Annotated in this window: 24 protein-coding genes; 14 read left to right on the forward strand and 10 right to left on the reverse strand. The window is 70.5% G+C overall.

What is annotated here, in order from left to right; genetic code table 11:
- Positions 1 to 52 precede the first annotated feature (52 nt).
- The gene (locus tag OG943_RS03640) at positions 53 to 601 is read left to right on the forward strand and encodes a VOC family protein (RefSeq protein WP_328608227.1); all 549 of its coding nucleotides are present in this window, start codon (positions 53 to 55) and stop codon (positions 599 to 601) included.
- On the opposite strand, the gene OG943_RS03645 is transcribed toward OG943_RS03640, so the two are convergent.
- From OG943_RS03645 to OG943_RS03665, 5 genes are all read right to left on the reverse strand, one after another.
- Positions 585 to 1,358 (reverse strand): ESX secretion-associated protein EspG, encoded by a 774-nt coding sequence (locus tag OG943_RS03645; RefSeq protein ID WP_328608228.1) that lies wholly within the window; start codon positions 1,356 to 1,358, stop codon positions 585 to 587. The two genes, OG943_RS03640 and OG943_RS03645, sit on opposite strands and share 17 nt — an antisense overlap.
- A gap of 8 nt (positions 1,359 to 1,366) precedes the next feature.
- The gene (locus OG943_RS03650; protein ID WP_328608229.1) at positions 1,367 to 2,701 is read right to left on the reverse strand and encodes a hypothetical protein; all 1,335 of its coding nucleotides are present in this window, start codon (positions 2,699 to 2,701) and stop codon (positions 1,367 to 1,369) included.
- Positions 2,702 to 2,706: 5 nt separating this feature from the next.
- Positions 2,707 to 3,288, reverse strand: a complete 582-nt coding sequence (locus OG943_RS03655; protein ID WP_328608230.1) for a DUF3558 domain-containing protein — start codon at positions 3,286 to 3,288, stop codon at positions 2,707 to 2,709.
- 32 nt (positions 3,289 to 3,320) lie between these two features.
- Entirely contained in the window at positions 3,321 to 3,653 is a 333-nt protein-coding gene (locus OG943_RS03660; RefSeq protein ID WP_328608231.1) for a hypothetical protein, read from the reverse strand.
- Between the two features lie 242 nt (positions 3,654 to 3,895).
- Positions 3,896 to 4,252: a hypothetical protein gene (locus tag OG943_RS03665; protein WP_328608232.1), complete on the reverse strand. Its 357-nt coding sequence runs from the start codon at positions 4,250 to 4,252 to the stop codon at positions 3,896 to 3,898.
- A 254-nt stretch (positions 4,253 to 4,506) separates the two neighbouring features.
- Here OG943_RS03665 and OG943_RS03670 point away from each other — a divergent pair, with 254 nt between their 5' ends.
- The 10 genes from OG943_RS03670 to OG943_RS03715 all read left to right on the forward strand — a co-directional run bounded on the left by OG943_RS03670 (position 4,507) and on the right by OG943_RS03715 (position 15,985).
- A complete protein-coding gene (locus tag OG943_RS03670) occupies positions 4,507 to 5,298 on the forward strand; it encodes a TIGR03084 family metal-binding protein (RefSeq protein WP_328608233.1) in 792 nt (263 codons plus the stop codon).
- An 11-nt stretch (positions 5,299 to 5,309) separates the two neighbouring features.
- A complete protein-coding gene (locus tag OG943_RS03675) occupies positions 5,310 to 6,998 on the forward strand; it encodes an acyclic terpene utilization AtuA family protein (RefSeq protein WP_328611992.1) in 1,689 nt (562 codons plus the stop codon).
- A complete protein-coding gene (locus OG943_RS03680) occupies positions 6,998 to 8,146 on the forward strand; it encodes an acyl-CoA dehydrogenase family protein (RefSeq protein ID WP_328611993.1) in 1,149 nt (382 codons plus the stop codon). Before OG943_RS03675 ends, OG943_RS03680 begins: the two co-directional genes overlap by 1 nt.
- The gene (locus OG943_RS03685; RefSeq protein ID WP_328608234.1) at positions 8,143 to 9,744 is read left to right on the forward strand and encodes an acyl-CoA carboxylase subunit beta; all 1,602 of its coding nucleotides are present in this window, start codon (positions 8,143 to 8,145) and stop codon (positions 9,742 to 9,744) included. The genes OG943_RS03680 and OG943_RS03685 overlap by 4 nt, the downstream gene beginning before the upstream one ends.
- Positions 9,745 to 9,754: 10 nt before the next feature.
- The gene (locus OG943_RS03690; RefSeq protein ID WP_328608235.1) at positions 9,755 to 11,737 is read left to right on the forward strand and encodes an acetyl/propionyl/methylcrotonyl-CoA carboxylase subunit alpha; all 1,983 of its coding nucleotides are present in this window, start codon (positions 9,755 to 9,757) and stop codon (positions 11,735 to 11,737) included.
- Positions 11,734 to 12,900: an acyl-CoA dehydrogenase family protein gene (locus OG943_RS03695; protein WP_328608236.1), complete on the forward strand. Its 1,167-nt coding sequence runs from the start codon at positions 11,734 to 11,736 to the stop codon at positions 12,898 to 12,900. Before OG943_RS03690 ends, OG943_RS03695 begins: the two co-directional genes overlap by 4 nt.
- A 69-nt stretch (positions 12,901 to 12,969) precedes the next feature.
- The gene (locus OG943_RS03700; protein ID WP_328608237.1) at positions 12,970 to 13,803 is read left to right on the forward strand and encodes an SDR family oxidoreductase; all 834 of its coding nucleotides are present in this window, start codon (positions 12,970 to 12,972) and stop codon (positions 13,801 to 13,803) included.
- Positions 13,803 to 14,408 carry a TetR/AcrR family transcriptional regulator gene (locus OG943_RS03705; protein WP_328608238.1) on the forward strand — a complete coding sequence of 202 codons (606 nt, stop codon included), beginning with the start codon at positions 13,803 to 13,805 and terminating at the stop codon, positions 14,406 to 14,408. The genes OG943_RS03700 and OG943_RS03705 overlap by 1 nt, the downstream gene beginning before the upstream one ends.
- A gap of 231 nt (positions 14,409 to 14,639) precedes the next feature.
- Positions 14,640 to 14,861 carry a hypothetical protein gene (locus tag OG943_RS03710; protein ID WP_328608239.1) on the forward strand — a complete coding sequence of 74 codons (222 nt, stop codon included), beginning with the start codon at positions 14,640 to 14,642 and terminating at the stop codon, positions 14,859 to 14,861.
- A gap of 176 nt (positions 14,862 to 15,037) precedes the next feature.
- Positions 15,038 to 15,985: an NAD(P)-dependent alcohol dehydrogenase gene (locus OG943_RS03715; RefSeq protein ID WP_328608240.1), complete on the forward strand. Its 948-nt coding sequence runs from the start codon at positions 15,038 to 15,040 to the stop codon at positions 15,983 to 15,985.
- 34 nt (positions 15,986 to 16,019) lie between these two features.
- Here the strand turns inward: OG943_RS03715 and OG943_RS03720 are convergent, their stop codons facing one another.
- Positions 16,020 to 16,961 (reverse strand): alpha/beta hydrolase family protein, encoded by a 942-nt coding sequence (locus OG943_RS03720; RefSeq protein WP_328608241.1) that lies wholly within the window; start codon positions 16,959 to 16,961, stop codon positions 16,020 to 16,022.
- A 125-nt stretch (positions 16,962 to 17,086) separates the two neighbouring features.
- Here OG943_RS03720 and cmtR point away from each other — a divergent pair, with 125 nt between their 5' ends.
- Positions 17,087 to 17,449: a Cd(II)/Pb(II)-sensing metalloregulatory transcriptional regulator CmtR gene (gene cmtR, locus OG943_RS03725; protein ID WP_328608242.1), complete on the forward strand. Its 363-nt coding sequence runs from the start codon at positions 17,087 to 17,089 to the stop codon at positions 17,447 to 17,449.
- Entirely contained in the window at positions 17,446 to 18,141 is a 696-nt protein-coding gene (locus tag OG943_RS03730; RefSeq protein WP_328608243.1) for a cation transporter, read from the forward strand. Before cmtR ends, OG943_RS03730 begins: the two co-directional genes overlap by 4 nt.
- Here OG943_RS03730 and OG943_RS03735 read toward each other — a convergent pair.
- On the reverse strand, positions 18,098 to 19,495 hold the full coding sequence (locus OG943_RS03735) for a purine-cytosine permease family protein (protein WP_328608244.1): 1,398 nt from the start codon (positions 19,493 to 19,495) through the stop codon (positions 18,098 to 18,100). The genes OG943_RS03730 and OG943_RS03735 overlap by 44 nt on opposite strands.
- Before the next feature lie 141 nt (positions 19,496 to 19,636).
- Positions 19,637 to 20,512 (reverse strand): chitinase, encoded by an 876-nt coding sequence (locus OG943_RS03740; RefSeq protein WP_328608245.1) that lies wholly within the window; start codon positions 20,510 to 20,512, stop codon positions 19,637 to 19,639.
- 434 nt (positions 20,513 to 20,946) lie between these two features.
- Here OG943_RS03740 and OG943_RS03745 point away from each other — a divergent pair, with 434 nt between their 5' ends.
- A complete protein-coding gene (locus OG943_RS03745; RefSeq protein ID WP_328608246.1) occupies positions 20,947 to 22,158 on the forward strand; it encodes a sensor domain-containing diguanylate cyclase in 1,212 nt (403 codons plus the stop codon).
- A 337-nt stretch (positions 22,159 to 22,495) separates the two neighbouring features.
- On the opposite strand, the gene OG943_RS03750 is transcribed toward OG943_RS03745, so the two are convergent.
- Both OG943_RS03750 and OG943_RS03755 read right to left on the reverse strand, forming a co-directional pair.
- The gene (locus OG943_RS03750; protein WP_328608247.1) at positions 22,496 to 23,458 is read right to left on the reverse strand and encodes an isopenicillin N synthase family dioxygenase; all 963 of its coding nucleotides are present in this window, start codon (positions 23,456 to 23,458) and stop codon (positions 22,496 to 22,498) included.
- 9 nt (positions 23,459 to 23,467) lie between these two features.
- A complete protein-coding gene (locus OG943_RS03755) occupies positions 23,468 to 23,935 on the reverse strand; it encodes a nucleoside deaminase (protein ID WP_328608248.1) in 468 nt (155 codons plus the stop codon).
- Positions 23,936 to 24,008 lie beyond the last annotated feature (73 nt).

The following is a 24,008-nucleotide window of genomic DNA, read 5'->3' on the forward strand; positions in this document are numbered from 1 at the left end:
GAGGGGTTGCTGACAATGTGTCAATAACTCGGGAGGCTGCAATGGTGGGGCCATGATCCGACTCGGCACGGTGGTACTCGGCGTGGACGACATGGGGCGGGCGCTGGCCTTCTGGCGGCAGGCGCTCAGTTACGTCCTGCGGGACGGTGAGCCGGGGGAGGAGTTCACGGTGCTGGTCCCGCCCGACGGCGGCGGTTTCGGGCTGTCGTTGCAGCTGAGCGGCTCGCCCGTGCAGGAGTTGCCGCGGGTGCATGTGGACCTGTATGCCGGCAGCGCCGAGGAGCACGCTGCGGAGTGGAGCCTGGTGTCCCTCGGCGCCTGCTTGGTGTCTTCCCGACCACGGCGGCGGTACAGCGGCATGATCGAACGACTCGACAAGGTGGCCAAGGCGCCACTCGAATCAGTCATGATCATCGAAGGCCTCGCCGCCAAGTTTGCCCGGGACGGAGCGTTCCAGGTGTCCGTCCCCTGGGTTTGGTCGTCCCGTCGTCGAGATCCCCTCTGCGGCAACCCAGACGGGGTGGCCTGGCCATTCCGGCAGACGTGGGTCGCACCTGCGCCTGCCGGAACTGGTTGCCCTGCCGCTACCCGAGCGCGTTGAGGGTAAGGGTGAGTGCATCGACCAGATGGACGCGGTGGCCGGGATGGAGATTGATCTGCGGGTGGCCGTCCGGGCCGTCGTTGACGAAACTCAAGACCCGGCCCTCGCGGGTGAAGTCGATGACGGACAGTGTTGTGCTGCGGGTGCGGTCCCCGGCGCTGTCGCGGGTCGCGGCGTAGAGCTGGTGAACCGCGTCTCGGTCGGCGCGCATCAGGCGCCGCAGTTCGTCGGCCTGTTCGGAGACCTCGGTGAGGGGATCATCGGCACCGTAGTCGCGGCCGGCATCGTCGTAGTGAGCCTTCGGCACGCGCAACGGCCTGACCCCGCCCGGCGGACGGGTTGGAAGCGCATCCACCAGGCTCTCGACCAAGTCTCGCGGTCGGACGGGGTCGAGCTGGATCACCTCGTGATCGGTCATCAGCCGGATCGCGTCCCGCCCGGCCTCGGCGGCCAAGATCGCCCCGCTGTCCTGCCCGCCGCCATAACGAAGGTTGCTCCAGCAGTACACCTCGCGCCGAGCCGTGGCGAGCACCCCGAGCGTGGCCCGATACTGTGGGACGAGCACGCCATCGGAGGAGGCCAGCCCGAGCCAGTCCAGCGTATCGAGGACACGCTGCCGGAGCGTGGCCGTGGCGTCGTCGGTCCGGTAGGTCTGGTCCGGTTCGACGACGACCGGGAGTTCACCGAGCCCGGCCAGCTCCCAGGACATGAGGAACACGGGCCGGGGCATCCGCACCGGCCGATCGATCACGCTCACCGGTGTGTTCAGCCCCCGATGGTCGGGGGCGTGGGTGGCAACCCGGTCCGCGGATCCAGCAGCTTGCCGCCGTCATCGTCGATCAGGCTGAATGCGGAATCATCGTCCACGCCGTACTTACGCTGGTGCTCCTTGTCGTCCTCGCCTTTGCCCTTGCCGCCGGCCGCGCCCATGCCGCCCATACCCGAGGCACCGCGCGCACCGGCGGCGCCGCGTCCTGCGGCCGAGCCTCCCGAACCGCGCATGGCACCTTCCTCGCCGGCACCGGACTGCGCACCACGACCAGGTCCGCCGGACAGCCCACGACCGCTCGCCCCACCGGCTCCACCAGATCCGGACGACGAACCACCGGAACCGAACCCGCCAGGCACGAACCCGCCAGGCACGAACCCACCACTCAGCCCGGGAGACCATGACGAACCGCCCCCGGAACCAGGGGAGGAGCCGGGCCCCGGCAGCGGTGGCATCGAACCGGACCTCGGTTCAGGCAGCGACGGGGGGAGGTAGCCCGCAGTCTGGGTACCGCCGCCGGATTGGCTGCCCGTCCCAGGAGTCTCGCCCGGCGGTGTGTACCCGGCAGGAAGGGCGTGCCCGTTCGGCACGGAACCACCTCCTGGTGGCGTGTGCGCAGCGCCGCCCGTACCGGTGAACTCCGACCGCGCCGAGGTATTGCCGTTCGTCCCGCCGCTCGACGTGTGCTGCGAGTGAGAGGTAGCGGGATCCTGCGGAGTAATCGTGACCTGGCCATCGAAGGTGGTCAGCTGGCCGTAATCGGACTTCAGGACCTGGCCGCTGGCCTGTGCCTGCTGCGCGTAACCGTGGTAGCGGTCCAGATTCTCTTGCGCCTGCTTGTTGTAGGTGTTGATCTGGTCTTCGGTGTCGGTGTCCCACGGCGTGGCTGTGTCGAGGAAGTCCTTGTGCGGCGGGGTGTTCGGCATCGGCTGCAACGCGGCCTTCATCTCATCGAACCCGTGCGCCACATCCGTCAGATTCTGCGCATTGCCGGTATAGGTCTGCCCGGCGGCAGAAGAAGCATCGCCCAATGGGCGGATTCTCGCCTGCGCGGCATCTGCTCCGCCCCCGGTCCACACCGACTCCAGGCCGGTGCTCAGCTGTTGCACATCCGAACTGGCCTCGTCATGGTCCTTCGCGATGTCGCCGAGCGAGGCCGCGCCTTGATGCCACTCGGTGGCACCCTTGCCGGCCAGAACTTTCTGGACCAGCTCTGGCGCCGGGACCGCCTGATCACCGGTATTCCCGTGCCACACGTCCGAGGCCCAATCCTCGACATCGTCGACCCGATCGTTGAGCCACTTCACACCATCGCCGACCCAGTCGAACATACCCATCACGAACCCGCTTTCTGCCGCAGGTTGGTGACCACCATGTCCGCCACCCGCGCCGCCAGCTCACACGGATCCGCCTTACCCCTTTTAGCGTAGCTCAACTGCAACGTCGCATTGAACGAGAGATCGTCCGCAACGCCGACACTCACCGTGCAGATGTCGCCTGTTTTCTCACCCTGCTTGTCGGCGTATCCGACGGCCGGGAAGCCCTGGATCGGCGGGAGGACCCGCCACAACGTCACCTTTGGCTTGGCGTTCTTATACGCAGCACTGAGACCCTGGTGATCCTGTGTTGTGTAGCTCACCGAGACAGCTGCGTCAGCGTGCCAGTCGCAGTCCGGGCCGAGGCCGGCTGTGGAGTCTGGTTTGCCTTGTGGCGCGGTGCCGAGGATCTGTTTGAGCTGGTCCGGGGTCAACGCGCCTTGGCAGGGATCACCGGAGAGCACGGACTCCGGGAGCGGGTGATCGACCTTGGGGGCGCCGCTGTGCGGCAACGCCTCGCCGACGGGCGACGGCGGGGTACTCGCGGGGGCAGCGGCCGGTTTCCCGGAACAGCCCGCTGCCAGGGCAACGGTCACGACCATGCCGGCCAACGTCAGTAGCGCTCGGGAAGTCCTCACGCGAACCCCTTGTCTTCGCCCGGAGCCACGTTCTTGATGTCGGCCGCCGCCTGCTCGTCCGAGGATTCGGTGATCCCCAATGCCTGCTCCAGCCGGGAGACCAGCTGAGCCGCGTAGTTGTACGCAAGCTCGGCCTGATCTCTGCCCCCGCCGAGAACTCCGCTGTTGTGGTCTTGACCCACCATGAGACTGTTGTAGCCATTGCTGCCCGGCTCATCCGCCGGCGGGTTCATCCCAAGCGCGTCCGCCGCCTTTCGACGCATATCCATGTACTTGTCGCGAACGCGCTTGGCCACGACGAGCATGTTACGTGCTTCGTCGGTGCTCATGGCGAAGCCTGGCCCCGATGGTGTGGCACCCCCTCCGTAGGCGCCTCCGCCGCCCGGCTGGTCGGTGATCGCGAAGCCGAGTCCTTCGAGCCAGTTCGGTCCGGCCGCAGGTTGAGACACTGATCTACCCCTCTGGTGACACCCGTTCACGCTGCAGAGCGGTCCACCCAAAGACTGTCTGCAAATGATTACAGTAACGGACTGATCACCGAGCGGGAGTTACTTCCGGGAAACCGTGATCGTCAACCCAAGGTGTCTTTGGGCAATAGTTTCTGGTGACGGCGGGTCATGGCTTCGTACTCGACATACGCGCGGGAGTTCTCCGGCCCGCCGGCGGCCATCATCTCGTCATGGGCGATGCTCTGCGCGGCGTTCACGCTGGCCATCTGCTCCATGTATCCGACCGCGCGTCGTGTCTCGTCCCGCCGGTCGGCGGCGTGGGGCGTGCCGTGCTCGGCCAACCTGCTGTACAAGGCGGCGGCATCCGTCAGGGCGTTGGCTGCTTCCTGCGCCCACACCACATGCAGCCGAAGGTAGTCACCGAACGTCATCCGGCTGCTGCTGCCGTCGTCCGGCCCAGCGTTCTCCGTCTCGCCCACACCGGCATGGTGTCATCCCCAGCTCGCAAGGGTGGAATATTCGTCAAACGGTCCAGGGTGCACGGAGGAGATCCATCAGCAGCGCTCGGGTGCAGGCAGGGCACAGGAACGCGTCCGGGCTCGGCCGGTGACGCGGCGGAGCGTCGAGTCGAGCATGGCAGCAGCTCCCGCGGAGGCGGAGAAAACAATCAGGCGTGCTTGCTTTTTTCCCGGCCGGGGTGCCAGGCTGGCCGGAGGACGCAAGGAGGCGTGGCATGGCTGATCTCGGCGTGATCCTCGGGGATCTGGCGGCCGAATCGCAGACGATCGACGACGTGGTGGCGGGGTTGCCGGCTTCCGACTGGGCCCGGCCGACGCCCGCGCCGGGGTGGACGGTCGCGCATCAGATCGCGCACCTGGCCTGGACCGACGCCAAGTCGCTGATCTCCGCGCGCCGGCCGGGGGACTGGCCGGCCGAGGTCGAGAACCTGCTCAGCATCGGCGAGGACTACGTCGACGCCGGGGCGCGGGAGCTGGCGCAGGCGCCGCCGCGGGAGTTGCTCGGGCAGTGGCGTGAGGGGCGGGCCGCGCTGGCCGAGGCGCTCGCCGCGGTGCCCGAGGGGCAGAAACTGCCCTGGTACGGCCCGCCGATGAGCGCCGCGTCCATGGCCACCGCCCGGATCATGGAGACCTGGGCCCACGGCCAGGACGTCTTCGACGCCCTCGGGCTCACCCGCGAGCCGACTGCGCGGCTGTGGCACATCGCCCGCTTCGGCACCCGCACCCGCGACTTCGCGTTCAAACTCCACTCCCTCGCCCCGCCCAGCGAGGAGTTCCGGGTCGAGCTGGCCTCGCCCGACGGCACCACCTGGGCGTTCGGGCCCGAGGACGCCGAGCAGCGGCTGACCGGCAGCGCCGTCGGCTTCTGCCTGGTCATCACGCAGCGGCGGCATCCGGCCGACACCGACCTGGTCGCCACCGGCGCCGACGTCGAGGAGTGGCTGGGCATCGCGCAGGCCTTCGCCGGGCCGCCCGGGGCCGGACGCAAGCCGGGGCAGTTCGCATGACCGCCCAGAACATGCCGCTCAGGATCGGCAACGCGTCCGGTTTCTACGGCGACCGGTTCTCCGCCGTCCGCGAGATGCTCACCGGCGGCCCGCTGGACGTGCTCACCGGCGACTACCTCGCCGAGCTGACCATGCTCATCCTCGGCCGCGACCGGATGAAGGACCCGAACCGCGGTTACGCCAAGACCTTCCTTCGCCAGATGGAGGAGAACCTGGCGCTGGCCAAGGAAAAGGGCGTGAAGATCGTCGCCAACGCCGGTGGGCTCAACCCCGCCGGGCTCGCCGCCGCCCTCCGCGAACTGGCCGAGAAGCTCCAACTCGACGTGAAGATCGCGCACGTCGAGGGTGACGACCTCCTCGCGCGGGCTGAGGAACTCGGATTCAAGAACCCCTTGACTGCCAACGCTTATCTCGGCGCCTGGGGCATCGCGGAGTGCCTGAACGCCGGGGCCGACGTGGTGGTCACCGGGCGTGTCACCGACGCTTCGGTGATCGTCGGCCCGGCCGCCGCGCACTTCGGCTGGGCGCGGGACGACTACGACGCGCTGGCCGGCGCCGTCGTGGCCGGGCACGTGATCGAGTGCGGCACCCAGGCGACCGGCGGCAACTACGCGTTCTTCCGCGAGCAGCCGATCGGCGTCCCCGGCTTCCCGATCGCGGAGGTCCACGCCGACGGGTCCTGCGTGATCACCAAGCACCCGGGCACCGGCGGGGTGGTGAACACCGGCACCGTCACCGCGCAGCTGCTCTACGAAATCACCGGCGCCCGCTACGCCAACCCGGACGTGACCAGCCGGTTCGACACCCTGGCCCTGTCGCCGGACGGCCCGGACCGCGTCCGGATCACCGGGGTCCGCGGCGAGGCCCCGCCGCCCACGCTGAAGGTGTGCCTCAACTCCCTCGGCGGCTTCCGCAACGAGACGACGTTTGTCCTCACCGGACTGGACATCGAGGAAAAAGCCGCGCTGGTAAGGGATCAACTCGCGGCGGCGCTCAAGCCGCACCCGCCCGCCGACGTCCGGTGGACGCTCGCCCGCACCGACCACACCGATGCCGACACCGAGGAACGGGCCAGCGCGCTGCTGCACGTCGCGGTGAAGGACAGCGACCCGAAGGTCGCCGGCCGCGCGTTCAGCGGCGCCGCGATAGAGCTGGCGCTGGCCAGCTACCCCGGTTTCCACGTCACCGCACCGCCTTCCGACGCCTCACCCTATGGCGTCTACACCGCGTCCTATGTAGACGCGGAGAAGGTGCCGCACGTCGCGGTGCTGCCCGACGGACGTCGAGTCGACATCGCGCGGGCGGCCGAAACCCTGGCTCTGTCCGAAGTGGACGAGCCCGCGCTGCCCGAGCCGCTGCCGGACGGGCCGGTCCGCCGCGTCCCGCTCGGCCGGGTGATCGGCGCGCGCAGCGGGGACAAGGGCGGCAATGCGAACCTGGGTGTGTGGGTGCGCTCGGAGGAGGCGTGGCGCTGGCTCGTGCACCGGCTCACCGTCGGCGAGTTCCGGCTGCTGCTGCCCGAGACGCACGCGCTGGCCGTGACCCGGCACCTGCTGCCCAACCTGTGGGCGATGAACTTCGTCGTCGAGGACATCCTCGGCGAGGGCGTCGCCTCGCAGGCCCGGTTCGACCCGCAGGCCAAGGCGTTCGGCGAATGGCTGCGGTCCCGCGAGATCGACGTGCCGGAGGCGCTGCTGTGATCGTCGACCCCTTCCGCACGCCGGAGCGCACGGAGTTGCGCGCGACCGTCCGCCGCTTCGTCGAGAAGGAAGTGCTGCCGCACCTGGACGAGTGGGAACGCGCGGGTGAGCTGCCGCGCGAGCTGCACCGCAAGGCCGGTGACCTCGGCCTGCTCGGCGTGGCGTTCCCCGAGGCCGTGGGCGGTGGCGACGGCAACTACCTCGACGCGCTCGTGGTCGCCGAGGAGATGCACTACGCGGGTGGCTCGGGCGGGCTCTTCGCGTCGCTGTTCACCTGCGGCATCGCCGTGCCGCACATCGCCGAGGCGGGCGACCCGGTGCAGATCGAGCGCTGGGTGCGCCCGACGCTGGCCGGCGACAAGATCGGCTCGCTCGCCGTGACCGAGCCGGACGGCGGCTCGGACGTCGCGGGCATCCGCACCACCGCCGTGCGCGAGGGCGACGAGTACGTGGTCAACGGCGCCAAGACGTTCATCACCTCCGGCTGCCGCGCGGACTTCGTCACCACCGTGGTCCGCACCGGCGGCGAAGGCGCGCATGGCATCTCGCTGCTCGTGGTCGAGCGCGGCACCCCCGGGTTCACCGTCTCCCGCAAGCTGGAGAAGATGGGCTGGGCCGCCTCGGACACCGCGGAACTGTCCTACGTGGACGCCCGGGTGCCGGCGGAGAACCTGGTCGGCGCCGAGAACAGCGGCTTCGCCCAGGTGGCCACCCAGTTCGTCACCGAGCGGCTTTCGCTCGCCGTGCAGGCGTACGCGCACGCCCAGCGCGCGCTGGACCTGACCCTGGACTGGTGCCGGCTGCGCGAGACGTTCGGCCGCCCGCTCATCTCGCGGCAGCTGGTACAGCACAAGCTCACCGAGATGGCGCGCAAGACCGACGTCGCCCGTACCTACGCCCGGCAGACCGCCGTCCGCCACGTTTCCGGCGAAGAGGTGATCGCCGAGGCCTGTTTCGCCAAGAACACCGCCGTCGAGGCCGCCGAATGGGTGGTGAGCGAGGCCGTGCAGCTGCACGGCGGGCTCGGCTACATGCGCGAGTCCGAAGTGGAGCGGCACTACCGTGACGTCCGCATCCTCGGCATCGGCGGCGGCACCACCGAGATCCTCACCGGCCTGGCCGCGAAGCGATTGGGATACACCGCATGACCGCACTGAGGTCTACTGTGGACACGAGGGCGGGGGAGTTCGCCGCCAACCGTGAGTCCATGCTCGAGAAGCTCGCCGAGATCGACGCCGAGCACGCGAAGGCCGTCGCCGGTGGCGGCGAGAAGTACGTGGAACGCCACCGCAAACGGGGCAAGCTGCTCGCCCGTGAGCGCATCGAACTGCTGCTGGACGAGGATTCGCCGTTCCTGGAGCTTTCGCCGCTCGCCGCGTGGGGCTCGGACTACCGCGTGGGCGCCAGCGTGATCACCGGCATCGGCGTGGTCGAGGGCGTCGAGTGCCTGATCTCGGCGAGCGACCCGACCGTCAAGGGCGGCGCGAGCAACCCGTGGACGACCAAGAAGAGCTTCCGCGCGGCCGACATCGCCGCGCAGAACCGGCTGCCGGTGATCAACCTCGTCGAGTCCGGCGGCGCGGACCTGCCGACGCAGAAGGAGATCTTCATCCCCGGCGGCCGGGTCTTCCGCGACCTCACGCGGTCCTCGGCCGCGAAGGTGCCCACCGTCGCGCTGGTCTTCGGCAACTCGACCGCCGGCGGCGCGTACCTGCCGGGCATGTCGGACTACGTGGTGATGGTCAAGGAGCGCGCGAAGGTGTTTCTCGGCGGGCCGCCGCTGGTCAAGATGGCGACCGGCGAGGAGTCCGACGACGAGTCGCTCGGCGGCGCGGAGATGCACGCGCGCACGTCCGGGCTGGCCGATTACCTGGCCACCGACGAACAGGACGCCATCCGGCTGGGCCGCAGCATCATCAAGCGGCTCAACTGGCGCAAGCAGGGCCCGCTGCCGGAACCGGGTTACGCCGAGCCGCTGTTCGACGCCGAGGACCTGCTCGGCATCGTGCCGAGCGACCTCAAGGTCCCGTTCGACCCGCGTGAGGTGATCAGCCGCGTGGTCGACGGCTCCGACTTCGACGAGTTCAAGCCGCTCTACGGCCCGAGCCTGGTCACCGGCTGGGCCCGCGTCCACGGTTACCCGGTGGGCGTGCTCGCCAACGCGCAGGGGGTGCTGTTCGGCGAGGAGTCGCAGAAGGCCGCGCAGTTCATCCAGCTGGCCAACCAGATCGACACCCCGCTGGTCTTCCTGCACAACACCACCGGCTACATGGTCGGCAAGGAGTACGAGCAGAGCGGGATCATCAAGCACGGCGCGATGATGATCAACGCGGTGTCCAACTCGAAGGTGCCGCACCTGTCCGTCCTCATGGGAGCGTCCTACGGCGCCGGGCACTACGGCATGTGCGGCCGCGCGTACGACCCGCGGTTCCTGTTCGCCTGGCCCAGTGCGAAATCGGCGGTGATGGGCCCGGCGCAGCTGGCCGGCGTGCTGTCGATCGTCGCGCGGGCGGCGGCCGCGAACCGGGGACAGGCTTACAGCGAGGAGAACGACGCGGCCATGCGCGCGATGGTCGAAGCCCAGATCGAGGCCGAGTCGATGCCGATGTTCCTCTCCGGCATGCTCTACGACGACGGCATCATCGACCCGCGCGACACCCGCACCGTGCTCGGGCTGAGCCTGTCCGCGATCCACAATGGACCAGTGAAGGGCGCCGAGGGTGGTTTCGGCGTCTTCCGGATGTAGGGGTGGCTTCGTGATTCGAAATCTGCTGGTCGCCAACCGCGGGGAGATCGCCCGCCGGGTGTTCCGCAGCTGCCGCGACGCCGGGATCGGCACCGTGGCGGTGTTCTCGGACGCCGATGCCGACGCCCCGCACACTACGGAGGCCGACGTCGCCGTGCGGTTGCCGGGAAACACGCCGGGCGAGACGTACCTGCGTTCCGAGCTGATCGTGAAGGCCGCGGCCGAAGCGGGCGCGGACGCCGTGCACCCGGGTTACGGCTTCCTGTCCGAGAACGCCGCGTTCGCGCAGGCCGTGCTGGACGCGGGGCTGACCTGGGTCGGCCCGCCGCCGGAGGCGATCGCGACGATGGGCTCCAAAGTGGAGTCCAAACGCCTGATGGCCGCCGCCGGGGTGCCCGTGCTGGCGGAGCTGGACCCGGCCGGGGTGACCGAGGCCGACCTGCCGCTGCTGGTCAAGGCGTCCGCGGGCGGTGGCGGACGGGGCATGCGCGTGGTGCGGGAGCTGGGCGAGCTGGCCGAGGCCGTCGCGGGCGCCGCCGCCGAGGCCGGCTCGGCGTTCGGCGACCCGACCGTGTTCTGCGAGCGCTACCTGGAGACCGGGCGGCACATCGAGGTCCAGGTGCTCGCCGACCGCCACGGCACGGTGTGGGCGGTGGGGGAGCGGGAGTGCTCGATCCAGCGCCGGCACCAGAAGGTCGTGGAAGAAGCGCCTTCTCCGTTTGTCGACACGGCGATGCGCGCGGAGCTGTTCGACGCCGCGCGCAAGGCGACGCAGGCGATCGACTACGTCGGCGCGGGCACCGTCGAGTTCCTCGCCGGTCCGGACGGGCGGTTCTACTTCCTGGAGATGAACACCCGCCTGCAGGTCGAGCACCCGGTGACCGAGAACGTGACCGGGCTGGACCTGGTGTCGCTGCAGCTTTCGATCGCCGAGGGGGCGCAGCTGCCGCCGGAGCCGCCTGCGGCGCAAGGACATGCGATCGAGGTCCGGCTCTACGCGGAGACCGTGGCCGTTCAAGACGGGGTCGCGGACTGGCAGCCGCAGAGCGGCACGCTGCACACGTTCGAGGTCCCCGGCGTCGACCGTGAGTTCACCCCCGGCGCGGGACTGCGGCTCGACTCCGGCGTCGAGTCCGGCTCGGTCGTCGGCGTGTTCTACGACCCGATGCTGGCGAAGGTGATCGCCTGGGCCCCGACCCGCGACGAGGCGGCCCGGCGGCTCGCGGCCGCGCTCGAGGGCGCGAAGATCCACGGCGTGGTCACGAACCGCGACCTGCTGGTGAACGTGTTGCGCCACGAGGCTTTCCTGGCCGGCGAGACGGACACCGCGTTCTTCGACCGGCACGGCCTGGCCACGCTGGCGAAGCCGCTGGCCACAGTGGACACCGAGCGGCTGTCCGCCCTCGCCGCGGCGCTGTCGGACGCGGCGGGCAACCGGGCGGAGGCGCGGACGCTCGGCCGGCTGCCCAGCGGCTGGCGCAACGTGCGTTCGGCCGGGCAGCGCAAGGAGTTCAGTCGCGGGGAGACGACGTACGAGGTGGTCTACGCGCTGACCCGGGACGGCCTGCGGGCCGAAGGGTACGACGGCGTCGACCTGGTCACCGCCGAGCCCGGCCGGGTGGTGCTGGACGTCGGCGGCGTGCGGCGCGCGTTCACCGTCGCCCGGCACGGCTCGGAGTCCTATGTGGACTCGGCGCTCGGCCCAGTGGCCTTCACCGCGGCCCCGCGGTTCGCGGACCCGGCCGCGGCGCTGGCGGCGGGCTCGCTGGTCGCGCCCATGCCGGGCACGGTCGTACGGCTCGCCGTGGCCGCGGGTGACGTCGTGGCGGCGGGCGACCCGCTGCTGTGGCTGGAGGCGATGAAGATGGAGCACCGGATCGCGGCCCCCGCCGACGGCGTGGTCACCGAGCTGCCGGTGGAGGTCGGGTTACAGGTCGAGGTCGGCACGATTCTGGCTGTGGTGGGAGAAGCTGTGTTGGGAGAAAGCGTATGAACGCGATGAACTTCGTCGAGCCCGAGGAGCGCACCGCGCTGCGCAAGGCGGCGGGCGAACTGGGGCGAAAGTACGGCCACGAGTACTACGCCAAGAAGGCCCGGTCGGGCGAGAAGACCGTCGAGCTGTGGAACGAGGCCGGCCGGCTCGGCTACCTCGGCGTGAACCTGCCCGAGGAGTACGGCGGGGGCGGCGCCGGGATCGCGGACCTCGGCGCGGTGCTGGAGGAGTTCGCCGCGGCGGGCTCACCGCTGCTGCTGATGGTCGTCTCGCCGGCCATCTGCGGCACGGTGATCTCCCGCTTCGGCACCGACGAGCAGAAGAAGCTGTGGCTACCCGGCATCGCCGACGGCAGCAAGAAGATGGTCTTCGCGATCACCGAGCCCGACGCCGGGTCCAACTCGCACAAGATCACCACCACTGCGCGGCGTGACGGCGGCGACTGGGTTTTGAGCGGCCGCAAGGTGTTCATCTCCGGGGTCGACGAGGCCGACGCCGTGCTCGTGGTCGGGCGCACCGAGGACGCGAAGACCGGGCGGCTCAAGCCGGCGCTGTTCATCGTGCCGACCGACGCGCCGGGGTTCGAGTTCACGAAGATCGAGATGGACCTGGTCGCGCCGGAGAACCAGTTCTCGCTGTTCCTCGACGACGTCCACCTGCCCGCCGAGGCGCTGGTCGGCGACGAGGACGCGGCGATCGCGCAGCTGTTCGCCGGGCTCAACCCGGAGCGCATCATGGGCGCGTCGTTCTCGCTCGGCACCGCCCGTTACGCGCTGGACAAGGCCGTGGCCTACGCGAACGAGCGCCAGGTGTGGGGCGCGCCGATCGGCTCGCACCAGGGCCTGGCGCACCCGCTCGCGCAGATCAAGATCGAGTTCGAGATGGCCAGGCTGATGACCCAGAAGGCCGCCTCGCTGTACGACTCGGGTGACGACTTCGCCGCCGGCGAGTCCGCCAACATGGCCAAGTACGCGGCCGCCGAGACCGCGATCCACGCGGTCGACCAGGCGGTGCAGACCCACGGCGGCAACGGCCTGGCCACCGAGTACGGCCTCGGCTCGCTCGTCACCGCGGTGCGGCTGGGCCGGATCGCGCCGGTGAGCCGGGAGATGGTGCTCAACTTCGTCGGGCAGCACAGCCTCGGGCTGCCGAAGTCCTACTGACTCGTGAGTGTTTATGACGGTTAGAACCGTCATAAACACTCACAAGCTTTATTCACTATGGAGGTTCCCATGGCCACCTTGGCCGGCAAGACGATCATCATGTCCGGTGGCAGCCGCGGCATCGGCGAGGCGATCGCCCTGCGCGCGGCCGCCGACGGCGCGAACGTCGCGCTGCTGGCCAAGACCGCCGAACCGCACCCGAAGCTGCCCGGCACGATCTACACCGCCGCGGAGGCCATCGAAAAGGCGGGCGGCCAGGCGCTGCCCATGCTCGGCGACGTCCGTGACGACGAGGGCGTGGCGGCCGCGGTGGCGAAGACCGTCGAGCGGTTCGGCGGGATCGACATCGTGGTGAACAACGCGAGCGCGATCGACCTGACGCCCACCGAGCAAGTCAGCATGAAGCGCTACGACCTGATGCAGGACATCAACGCGCGCGGCACCTTCCTGCTGTCGAAGCTGGCCATCCCGCACCTGCGGAAGGCGGCGAACCCGCACGTCCTCACGCTGTCGCCGCCGATCAGCCTCGACGAGAAGTGGTTCACCGCCGGGCACCTCGCGTACAGCATCGCGAAGTACTCGATGAGCCTGGTGACCGTCGGCCTCGCCGCGGAGCTGAAGGCGGACGGCATCGCGGCGAACTCGCTGTGGCCGCGCACCACCATCGACACCGCGGCGATCCGCAACGTCGTCGGCGCCGAGCTGGCGGACCGCAGCCGGACGCCGGAGATCATGGCCGACGCCGCGTACGCGATCCTCACCAGGCCCAGCCGCGAGACGACCGGAAACTTCTTCCTCGACGACGTGGTGCTGCGCGAAGAAGGCGTCACGGACTTCGCGAAATACCGGATCAGCGGCACCGAGGCCGACCTGCAGCTCGACTTCTGGGTCGACCCGGCCTGATGATCCGGGAACCGCAGCAGGAGCGCAGCCGCACGACGCGACGGCGGCTGATCGAGGCAGCCATGGACTGCATCGGCGAGCGGGGCTGGCACGGCGTCACGGTGGCGGTGATCGCCGAGCGCGCCGGCGTGTCCCGCGGCGCCGCCCAGCACCACTTCCCGACGCGGGAGTCGCTGGTCGCGGCGGCCGTCGAGCTGCTGGGGGAGGCGCAGCTGGACGAGCTGCGCACCCGCGCCGAGGGCCTGCCGAGCGGGCCTTCGCGGATCGAGCGCGTGGTCGGGATGGTGCTCGACCTCTACACCGGGCCGATGTTCCGCGCCGCGCTGCAGCTGTGGTCGGTCGCCTCCACCGACGAGCAGCTGCGCGGGGTGATGGTGCCGCTGGAGGCGCGGGTCGGCCGGGAGGCGCACCGGGTCACGGTGGAGCTGCTGGGCGTCGACGAGAGCCGGCCCGGCGTCCGTGAGCTGGTCCAGGCCACCCTGGACCTGGCCCGCGGCCTCGGCCTGGCCAGCCTGCTGACCGACGACACCCGCCGCCGCAGCCAGATAGTGCGCGAATGGGCACGAACGCTGGAAGCCCGGCTCGAAGGAACCGCAAAGGTCTAGTCAACGTCTTAGTGCGGTTGCTAACACTATTGGAGCAATGGACGATAACCCATAGTACTGATCCGACCAGAAGTAGGCGGTCGAGTGGTGACCGACTTGTGGCGGCCGATTGCGCCGTGACTGTAGTCGGATCAGTACTGAACAGCACAGTAAGTGCTCCCGTGGAAGAAGGTTGTTCCAGTGTCCGGATCAGGTTCAGCAGAGGCAGAAGTCGAACTCACCCACCGCGCGATGGCGATGCTCCGTGCCGTCGCGGCGGACCGGGCCCAGATGTCGTCGAGCTGCGAGCCCGACCTCTTCGTCGACGGTTTCGCCTGCTGCGACCAGATGACCGCGCACCTGCTGGCCCACGGCGGGTACATCCGCCCCGCCGTCGAGGTCTCCGCCGGGCTGGTGCCCGCCGAGCTGACCGAGGCCGGGCACGCCGCTTTGCTGATCACGCAAGCCGCCTGAACGAACACGATCGGTCACCGCGCGTCGCTGTGTCGCTCGCGCGTTCGATGACCGCTTTCGGTATTCGCCGCCGTTTTTGAGCGGACGGCAGCCACAAGCGAGGCGGCGCCGCCGGGGCTTCTCTCACTTCGGCCGAAGTGGATGACCCCGTCCGGTTCCGGAGCTACAACGGGAGCATGACTTCCCCTTCGATGCGGCTCGTGACCTATGACCGGTACGGGCCTGCCGACGTCCTCTCCGTGACCACCGCGCCCGTTCCCCGGCCGCGCCCCGGCGAGGTCCTGGTCCGGGTGCGCGCGGTGTCGGTCAACGGCGGTGAGCTGGCGATGCGGGCCGGGCGGCTGCTTCCGTTCAGTGGCAAGCGATTCCCGAAGTTCGTGGGGATCGACCTGACCGGTGAGGTCGTCGAGGCCGGGAACAGCCGGTTCACGGCGGGCGACCTGGTCTGGGGCCAGGTGGGGCGGCGGCCGCGCTCGGCCGCGGAGTACGTCGCCGTGCGGCCCGAGCTGCTGGACCACGTCCCGGCCGGGCTCGATGCGGTGCAGGCCGTTTCGCTGCCCGTCGGGACCACGGCGATCACCGCGTTGCGCGACCTGGCCGCGCTCGCGCCCGGCGAGCGGCTGCTGGTCCGTGGCGCGACCGGCGGCGTCGGGTACGTCGCCGTGCAGCTGGGGAAAGCGATGGGGGCGCACGTCACCGCGCTCACCAGCGCGGGAAACCTGGACCTGGCCAAGGAACTGGGTGCGGACGAGGCGATCGACTACCGCGCGCCCGGTGACCTGGGCCGGTTCGACGTCATCCTCGACACGGTCGGCACCGGCCTGCCCGCGTTCCGCCGGCTGCTCACCCACCGCGGGCGGATGGTCACGATCGCGTTCGACTTCGACCACCCCGTCCGCTCACTGGGCTACATCGCCGCCCACGCGCTGCGCCGCCGCCGCTGGGTCCGTTTCTTCAGCGGCAACCCGGACGCCTCGCTGTTCGCCGAGCTGGGCCGCTGGGTCACCGCCGGCGCGATCCGCCCGCAGGTCGACCGGGTGTTCCCGCTGGCCGACGTCGCCGCCGCGCACCGGGCGCTGGAACAGGGCGGCGTGCGGGGCAAGATCGTCGTGCGGATGGACTGAGCCCGGCGCTCGGCTCCATTGTGGATGGTGCGCCTTACTTGGACTCGACCCGCCCGAGCGGTTCGGGTCCGTCGGCCAGCGCGGCACACGCTGTCTCCCAAGCGGAATCCCCGGGGTAGAGCCGGGCGCGGAGGTAGGCCGTGGTGAGCTGCTGGACGGCGGCGACGCGCTCGGGATTCTCGTCCGTGGTCTCGGCGACGTCGTAGCCGGAGACCCCGCCGAGCCCGTGCTCCGCGCCGAAGAGGGTGAGCAGGGACTTGGGGCCGGGGGAGAGGAAGTACGGGTCGGTGTGCCAGCTCGCGCCCTGGACCGTCAGGTGGGGCGAGGCGTCCTGGTCGCCGGCGACCACGAGCGCGGGCGTGGTCATCGCGGAGAAGTCGGTGGTGCGGAAGAAGGAAAAGTGCTCGGCCGCGAACTCGCTGAGGGCGTCGCCGCCCCGGCCGGGCGCGGCCAGCAGCACCCCCGCCTTGATCCGGGGCTCGGCCAGGACCACTTCCGTGCCGTCGTGCGGATCGGTGAGCCGCGCGCCCAGCAGCAGGCTCGCGGTGTGCCCGCCCATCGAATGCCCGGCCACGGCGACCTTGTCCCGGTCCAAGCGCCCGGCAAGCTGCGGGACGGCGGCCTCGATCGCGTCGAGCCGGTCGAGGATGTGCGTCATGTCCTCGGCCCGCGATCGCCAGTACAGCGGTGCTTCGGGGTCTTCGGAGTTCAGGATCAGCGTCGCCGAACTCAGGTGGGTCGGCTGGATGACGGCAAACCCTTGGGCCGCCCAGAAATTGGCGAGCGGGGCGTAGCCGTTCAGTGAGGACAGGTGGTTCGAGCGGCCTTGGCCGTGCGAGAGCAGGATGATCGGCAGCCCGCTTCCGGTCACCGGCGCGGAGACCCGCACCTGCAGGTCCACGGCGCGGCCGGGTGTGGACAGCACCACCGGGCCGACCGAGAGGACCGGAGCGGGCGGGTAAGTCGGTTCACTCATGATGTGCGGTTCCCTTCCCTGCGCCTCGCCACCGAAGCGGAGCGCCGTTCCGTAAATATATGGAACCGTGCTCCGCTTTGTCAATCGCGGACCAATAGTTCATCAGATGATGTACTGTCGTCCCCGTGCTGAAGTGTGAGACACGAGGTGACGCGCTGGCCCGGCTCGGGCGCGCGCTGGCCGACCCGACCCGGTGCCGGATCCTGGTCGCGCTGCTGGACGGGACCCGTTACCCCGGGGCGCTCGCCGCCGAGCTGGGGCTGTCGCGGTCGAACGTGTCCAACCACCTGGCCTGCCTGCGCGGGTGCGGGCTGGTCGTCGCGGCCTACGAGGGCCGTCAGGTCCGTTACGCACTGGCCGATCCGCACCTGGCCAAGGCGCTCAACGAGCTGGCCAAGGTCGTGCTCGCGGTCGACACCGCCGAGCCCTGCCTCGGCCCCGACCACGGGCCCGGCCTCACCCCCGCCGTGAGCAAGGTGGCCCGATGACCGACCGGCCGGAGAACCTCGTGACCACGGCTGCGCAAACCCCGGAGGCCTGCGCCGACGGGTGCTGCGCCCCGGAGTCACCGCCCGACGCAGGAAACGCGGCCCGGCGGGCGGTGCTGTCCCGGCGAGTGCGCTGGTTCGTCGCGGCGACGATCACCTACAACGTGATCGAGGCGGTCATCGCGATCACGGCCGGGTCGTCGGCGTCGTCCGCCGCGCTGATCGGCTTCGGGCTGGACTCGGTCATCGAGGTCGCCTCCGCCGCCGCGGTCGCCTGGCAGTTCTCCGGCGCCGATCCCGAGGCGCGTGAACGCACGGCTTTGAAGGTCATCGCGCTGTCGTTCTTCGCGCTCGCGGCTTACGTCACCGTCGACGCGGCCGGGTCCCTGTTCGGGTCCGGCTCGGCTGGGCACTCGACCGTCGGCATCGTGCTGGCCGCGGTTTCCCTGCTGGTCATGCCGGGCCTGTCCTACGCCCAGCGGCGCGCCGGCCGGGAACTCGGCTCGGCCAGCGCTGTGGCCGATTCGAAGCAAACCCTGCTCTGCACTTACCTTTCCGGCGTCCTGCTGGTCGGCCTTCTGCTCAACAGCCTGCTCGGCTGGTCCTGGGCCGACCCCGTCGTCGCGCTGGTCATCGCCGCCGTCGCCGTCAAGGAAGGCCGCGAAGCCTGGCGCGGTGACCAGTGCTGCTGACGCCGCGCCCGAGCACCAGGTACAGGCCCGCGGCCAGCACGAACCCGACCGCGAACGTCAGGTCGCCCACGGCCGGGACGGCGCGGGGGACCGGCGCGACGTAGAGGGCCTGGTTCGCGAACAGCGCCACCGACACCACCAGCCCGGCCAGGAAACTGAAGAAGCCCGGCCAATTGCGCGTCCGCGGGTCCGCCAGCAGGGGCCCGACGTCGACCTTGCGTCGGCGGTACAGCTCGACCAGCACGACGCCCAGCCACGGGCCGATCCAGTACGCGATGACCAGCAGGAAGTTCTCGTACGCGGCCCCAGCGTCCGAAAGTCCCAGCCACGCGAGCACGAACCCCACCGCGCCGAAGGCGAGCGCCACCGCCGCGCGCCGCCACGCCAGCGGCAGCCGGACGCCCATCGCCAGGAAGGCCAGCGCGCCGGAGTACACGTTGAGCACGTTCGCGGCGACCGCCCCGAGCGCGATGGCCAGCAACGTCGCCGCGGCCAGGAAAGCGGGCAGGTGACCGGTGAACGCCGCGGCCGGGTTGTCGCCGGACGGGCCGGCGATCGTGGTCGACGCCGCGCCGGTCAGCATCAGCACGGTGGTGGAGATGAACAGCCCGACGCCCGCGTAGGCGCCCACCGCGCGTGGCGAGGCCGTGCGCGGGAGGTAACGCGTGTAGTCCGCCGCGTAGGGGTTCCAGCCAGCGGTGTAGCCGAAGGCCGTGCCGACCGCGAGCAGGAACCCGCCCGTGCCGCCCGTCGCCGCGGCCGCGCCGGGGGAGGACTTCGCGAACGTCACCACCGCCGCGGCCGCGAAGACCACGGCGAGCACGATGAACGCGTACTTTTCGTACGCCTGCACGAGGTTGTGCCCGAAAAACGCGATCACGATCTGCAGCGCGACCACGATCACCAGGCAGCCGAGCACCGGCAGCCCGGTCAGGGCGGCCAACGCGAAGGCGCCGCTGACGCTGTTGACCGCGAACCAGCCGATGCCGGCCATCACCGACATCAGCGCGGCGGGCAGCAGGTTGCCGCGGTAGCCGAACGCGGTGCGGCCCAGCACCATCTGCGGCACGCCGTACCGCGGGCCCGCCGCCGACAGCGCGGCGTGGGCCAGCGAGCCGAGGCCGTTGCCGAGCACGAAGGCGATCGCGGCCTGCCAGAACGACAGCCCGAACACCGACACCGCGAGCACGCCGACGAACACCGTCGCGAATTCGAGGTTGGGCGAGGCCCAGGTCCAGGCCAGCTGCCGGGGCGAGCCGTGCCGGTCGGCGCCGGCCACCGGCTCGACCCCGCCCGGCTCGACGGCCACCACCTTGTCGCGGTAGCCGCCGCGTGCGTCCACGGTCTCGGCCATGCGTCCCACCGCCTTCCGATCGCGACGAGACCCTAAGCCGCCGATGTTTCGCCGGTGTTGCGCTCGAAGGGGACCAACGCCGTTAAGGCCTCCTTACCCGCGTCGGACGCGGGTAAGGAGGCCTTAACGGCCACCGCGGGATCAGCCGTTGTAGCCGGCCACGATCTTGGTGAACGCGTACTGCTCCTGGTCGATGCCGCTGCAGTCGCCGCCGCCGCTGCAATCGCGGTTGGTGGCCCAGAAGGTGAAACGGCCCAGGTGATGGCTCGTCGCGTAGTCGCGGATCGAAGTGAAGTTGTCCACGGTCACGGTCTCGCCGGCGTTGTCGGTGTTGCCGTTCATCGAGGACAGGCCACTGCGGCTGTACGCGGTGGCGTCGTCCCAGCCGAAGGTGGACTTCAGCTCGCCGGCCAGCCCGTCGACGGCCGACTCGGTCATCGCGGCCATGTCGCCGCCGCTGGAGAAGTCGAACGGCATGACCGACCAGACGTCGATGTCCGCGCCGAGCGCCTTGGCCTGCGTGATCAGCCGCTTGCCGGTGTCGGTGGGGCCGGTGGTGCTGGTGCCCATGGTGATGACGACCCGCAGGCCCGGGTTCTTGTCCTTGGTGATCTTGACGGCGTTCAGGATGCGGTCCTGCACCGTCGGGTTCTCGAACTCGTCGGTGTTCTCGATGTCGAGGTCGATCGCCTTGAGCTGGTAGGCGTCGATCACCTTCTGGTACGCGCCGGCCAGGTCCTCGGGCGTGGCGCAGGTGGCGCCGAGCTTGTTGCCCGACCAGCCGCCGAACGACGGGATCACGTCGCCCCCGGCGTCGCGGATGCTCTGGATCATCGAGGCGTCGGAGCCGTCGAGCGCGCGGCTGCCGTCCCACTGCGGGTTGCAGGTGCCGTTGGACAGCATGAACGCGAGGGTGAACGCCTTCACGCCGGTCGCGGACATGGCCGCGGCGGGGTCGGCCTGGCCGCCCCACTGGTACAGGTAGGGCGAGGCGAGGACGGGGTCCGGGGCGGCCATCGCCGACGGGGCGAGACCGGCGGTGGTGGCGAGCGCGGCACCCGCGGCGAGCGCGAGCGTGGCCAGGCGGCGCCACCGAGTTACTGATCCGACCGGAAGCAGGCGGAGACGGGCTGCAGCCGATTTGCTTGCCGGAACTTGTTTCCGCCGTGGCTGTAGTCGGATTAGTAGCGAACTAAGCAGCATAGGTCCTCCAGCGGTGGGGACGCACGCCGGGGCGTGCTGGTGCGGAGTACCTCCGAAGGTGATGCGGCGGTATCAACCTGGAGGCGGGCTGTGTGCCAGCTCACGGTGGACTAGACCATTGGCAGTGTCAAGGTCCCGGCCCGGATGGAAAAAGACAGACAGTACGAAAGTAGGTCACCACCGTCGCCGGGGTCGTGTGCCACTGAAGGCGGAGTGACAGCGGCGGCCGGGTGGGCTAATTTGCCGAAATGATGGGGGATTCGGCGGCGGCCGGTCGGCGCTGGCGCCTGCCCTCGCTCGCCGGCTGGGCGTTGTGGCGCCATCCCCGCCGGGCCCTGGTGCTGGTGCTGGTGGTCGACCTCGTCGCGCTGGCCGGGACCGTGGCCGCCACGCTGCTGGTGCCGGTCTCGCTCACCGCCGCGGAAGAGTTCGCGGTGCTGCTGGCGGGGTTACTCGGGTGCGCCGAACTGTGCCGGTCAGCGGAACGCGGCCGGGCGGAATCATTGCTGGGGCCGGGTTTCGGCACGCCGTGGCTGTTCGCCGGCGCGGTGGTGCTGCCGCCCGTGCTCGCGGTGGCGCTGGTCGTGGTGTCCGGGCTGCACCGCTGGGCCCGGATTCGGCGGCGGCCGGTGTACCGGCAGGTGTTCGACGTCGCCGCCACGGCGGTGGCCGTGCTGCTGGCGGCAGGTTTCTTGATCTTGACCGGGCCGCCGTTGTTCACCAGCGCCCGGCTCACCGGCTTGGTCGTGGTGGCGGCGCTGGTGTTCGGGGCGGTCGACGCCGCGCTGCCGGCGGCCGTCGACGGCCGCCCGTCCCGAGGTCTGCCGGCAGCGCTGTTCGACGGTGCGATGGTCGCGCTCGGCGTCGCGCTCGCCTGGGCCGTCACGGACTCGCCGTGGGTGCTGCTGCCGCTCGCCGCTGGGCTGGTGGTGCTCTACCGCGGCGAGTTCGGCCGCGCGGGCCGCGACGCGGCCTCCGTGGACCCCGGCACCGGCGTGCTCACGGCCGTCGCGTGGTGGGACGCCGCGCGGGAGACGCAGGCGCCCGCGTTCGCCGTGCTGGTGCTCGACCTCGACCACTTCGGCCGGCTCAACGCCCGTCACGGCCGCCGCATCGGCGACGACGTCCTGCGCGCGATCGCCGACACCCTGCGCGCCGAGGTCCGGTCCGCCGACCTGGTCGGCCGCTCCGGCGGCGGTGAGTTCGCCGTGCTCCTGCCCGGCACCGGGTGTTTCGACGCGCTGGCCATCGCCGAGCGCATCCGCCTGCGGGTCGCCTCGACCGCCGTCGCGCTGAAAGCGGCCTACGGTAATCCGCAGTTCGCCTGGGCGACGGTCTCCGTGGGCGTCGCCGCCCGCCCCGACCACGGCGACCCGGTGGCGGCGGTCTTCGCGGCGGCCAGCGCGGCCGTCCGCCAGGCCAAGGAAACCGGGCGCAACCGGACCGTGCGCGCGTCCTGAGCGGGCCGGACGCCGTCAAGGACTCCTTACCTGCGTAGGACGCCAATGTCAGGGACTTGGGCCGTGTTGCCATGTTTGACCGTATTCCCAGGTCCCTGAAGGCCACCTTGAGGGACCCGGATGCCCTCAAGGTGGCCTTCAGGGACCAACAACCCACGTCCCAGCGTCCCGCCACGGCCGAACCGGCGACGCCCACCCGTCAAGCCATCTGGCCTGGGCAAACGGGCCCGAAACGTACCTAAACCGCTGACTTGAGTTCCAGGCACCGGCGCCGGACGCCGTCAAGGACTCCTTACCCGCGTGGGACGCGGGTAAGGAGTCCTTGACGGCACCGTGGTCAGTGCACCGTGATCGCGTCCAGTTTCTCCTTCAGGTAAGCCGAAGCGACCACCTCCGGGTAGGCGACGCGGCCCAGCGGCGGCGCCAGCGAAGTGATGCGCGCGTCGTGGTCGGTTTCGTAGAAGAAGATCAGCGAGACGAGGTCCTCGTCGGGGGCGCTGGCGTGCGGGGGCAGCACGCGGTGGCGGGTGGAGCGCCAGCGGTCGCCGGTCCAGCGGGCCATCAGGTCGCCGATGTTGACGGTGAACGCGTCCTCGTCGAAGGGCGCGTCCACCCAATCGCCTTCGGCTGTGCAGACCTGCAGGCCGCCGACGCCGGACTGGCGGTCGAGCACCGTCACGGTGCCGAAGTCGGTGTGCGGGCCGATCCGGAACTGGCCCGGCTCGGGCGGGCCCACGCTGGTCATCGGCGGGTACCAGTTGATGTTGAAGGTGTACGTCGGATGGCCCGTGTGCCGCGTGAAGTGGTCCGGTTCCTGGGCCAGTGCGTGCGCGAAGACCCGCAGCAGGTCGTCGGACAGCGCGCGCATGCGGGCCATGTACTCCTGCGCGGTGGCGGCCAGGCCGGCGACCTCGGCGGGCCAGACGTTGGGCTGGAACCAGAACCCGTCCACGGCCGGGTCGTCGACACCCGCGTCCGCGCCCGCCGAGTACGACTCCTTCAGGTCCGGCGGCGTCTCGGTGCCCTCGGCGTAACCGTTGGCCTCGACGCCGGGCGGCAGCCAGCCGCGCCCGCCGACGGTCACCGCGTACCGCTGCTTCACTTCGGGTGGCAGCGCGAAGAACCGGCGCGCCAGCTCGCGCGTGCCGGCGCGCAGCTCCGGCGGCACGCCATGGCCGGTGACGAGCAGGAAACCGGACTCACGCAGCGCGCGGTCGATCTCGGCGGCCACCGCGGCCCGCCCCTCGGGCGTGCCGGCGTACCAGGGGGACAGGTCGACGAGCGGGACAGCGGTCGGCATGGTCGTCTCCTATGGAGTGTCCGAAGTGGACGGTACCCCGATGTCCTCGAACCACAGTTCCGGGCGCCGGGCGATGAAATCGGTCATCAGGGCGGTGCACGCGGGGTCGTCCAGCAGCTCGATCGTGACGCCGAGGCCCGCCAGCCAGTCGTGCCCGCCGTGGAACGTCTCGGCCTCGCCGATGATCACGTGCGGGATGCCGAACTGGCGCACCAGCCCGCTGCAGTACCAGCACGGCGAGAGCGTGGTGACCATGATCGTGTCGCGGTAGTGCGGGCGGCGCCCGGCGTTGCGGAAGGCCGTGGTCTCGGCGTGCAGCGACGGGTCGCCGTCCTGCACCCGGCGGTTGTGCCCGCGGCCGAGCAGGGTGCCGCGGCGGTCGAACAGCGCGGCGCCGATCGGCACGCCGCCCTCGGCCTGGCCCAGCTCGGCCTCCTCGCGGGCGACGGCGAGCAACTTCTGCGGGTCGATCTGCATGCGCCACTCTCACCGGCCGCGGCGGGTGCTGGCAAGTCCTGCGCCATCGCGGACCGGAACTGTCCGCGTTGTC

This window comes from Amycolatopsis sp. NBC_00345 (assembly GCF_036116635.1).
Taxonomy (GTDB): Bacteria; Actinomycetota; Actinomycetes; order Mycobacteriales; family Pseudonocardiaceae; genus Amycolatopsis.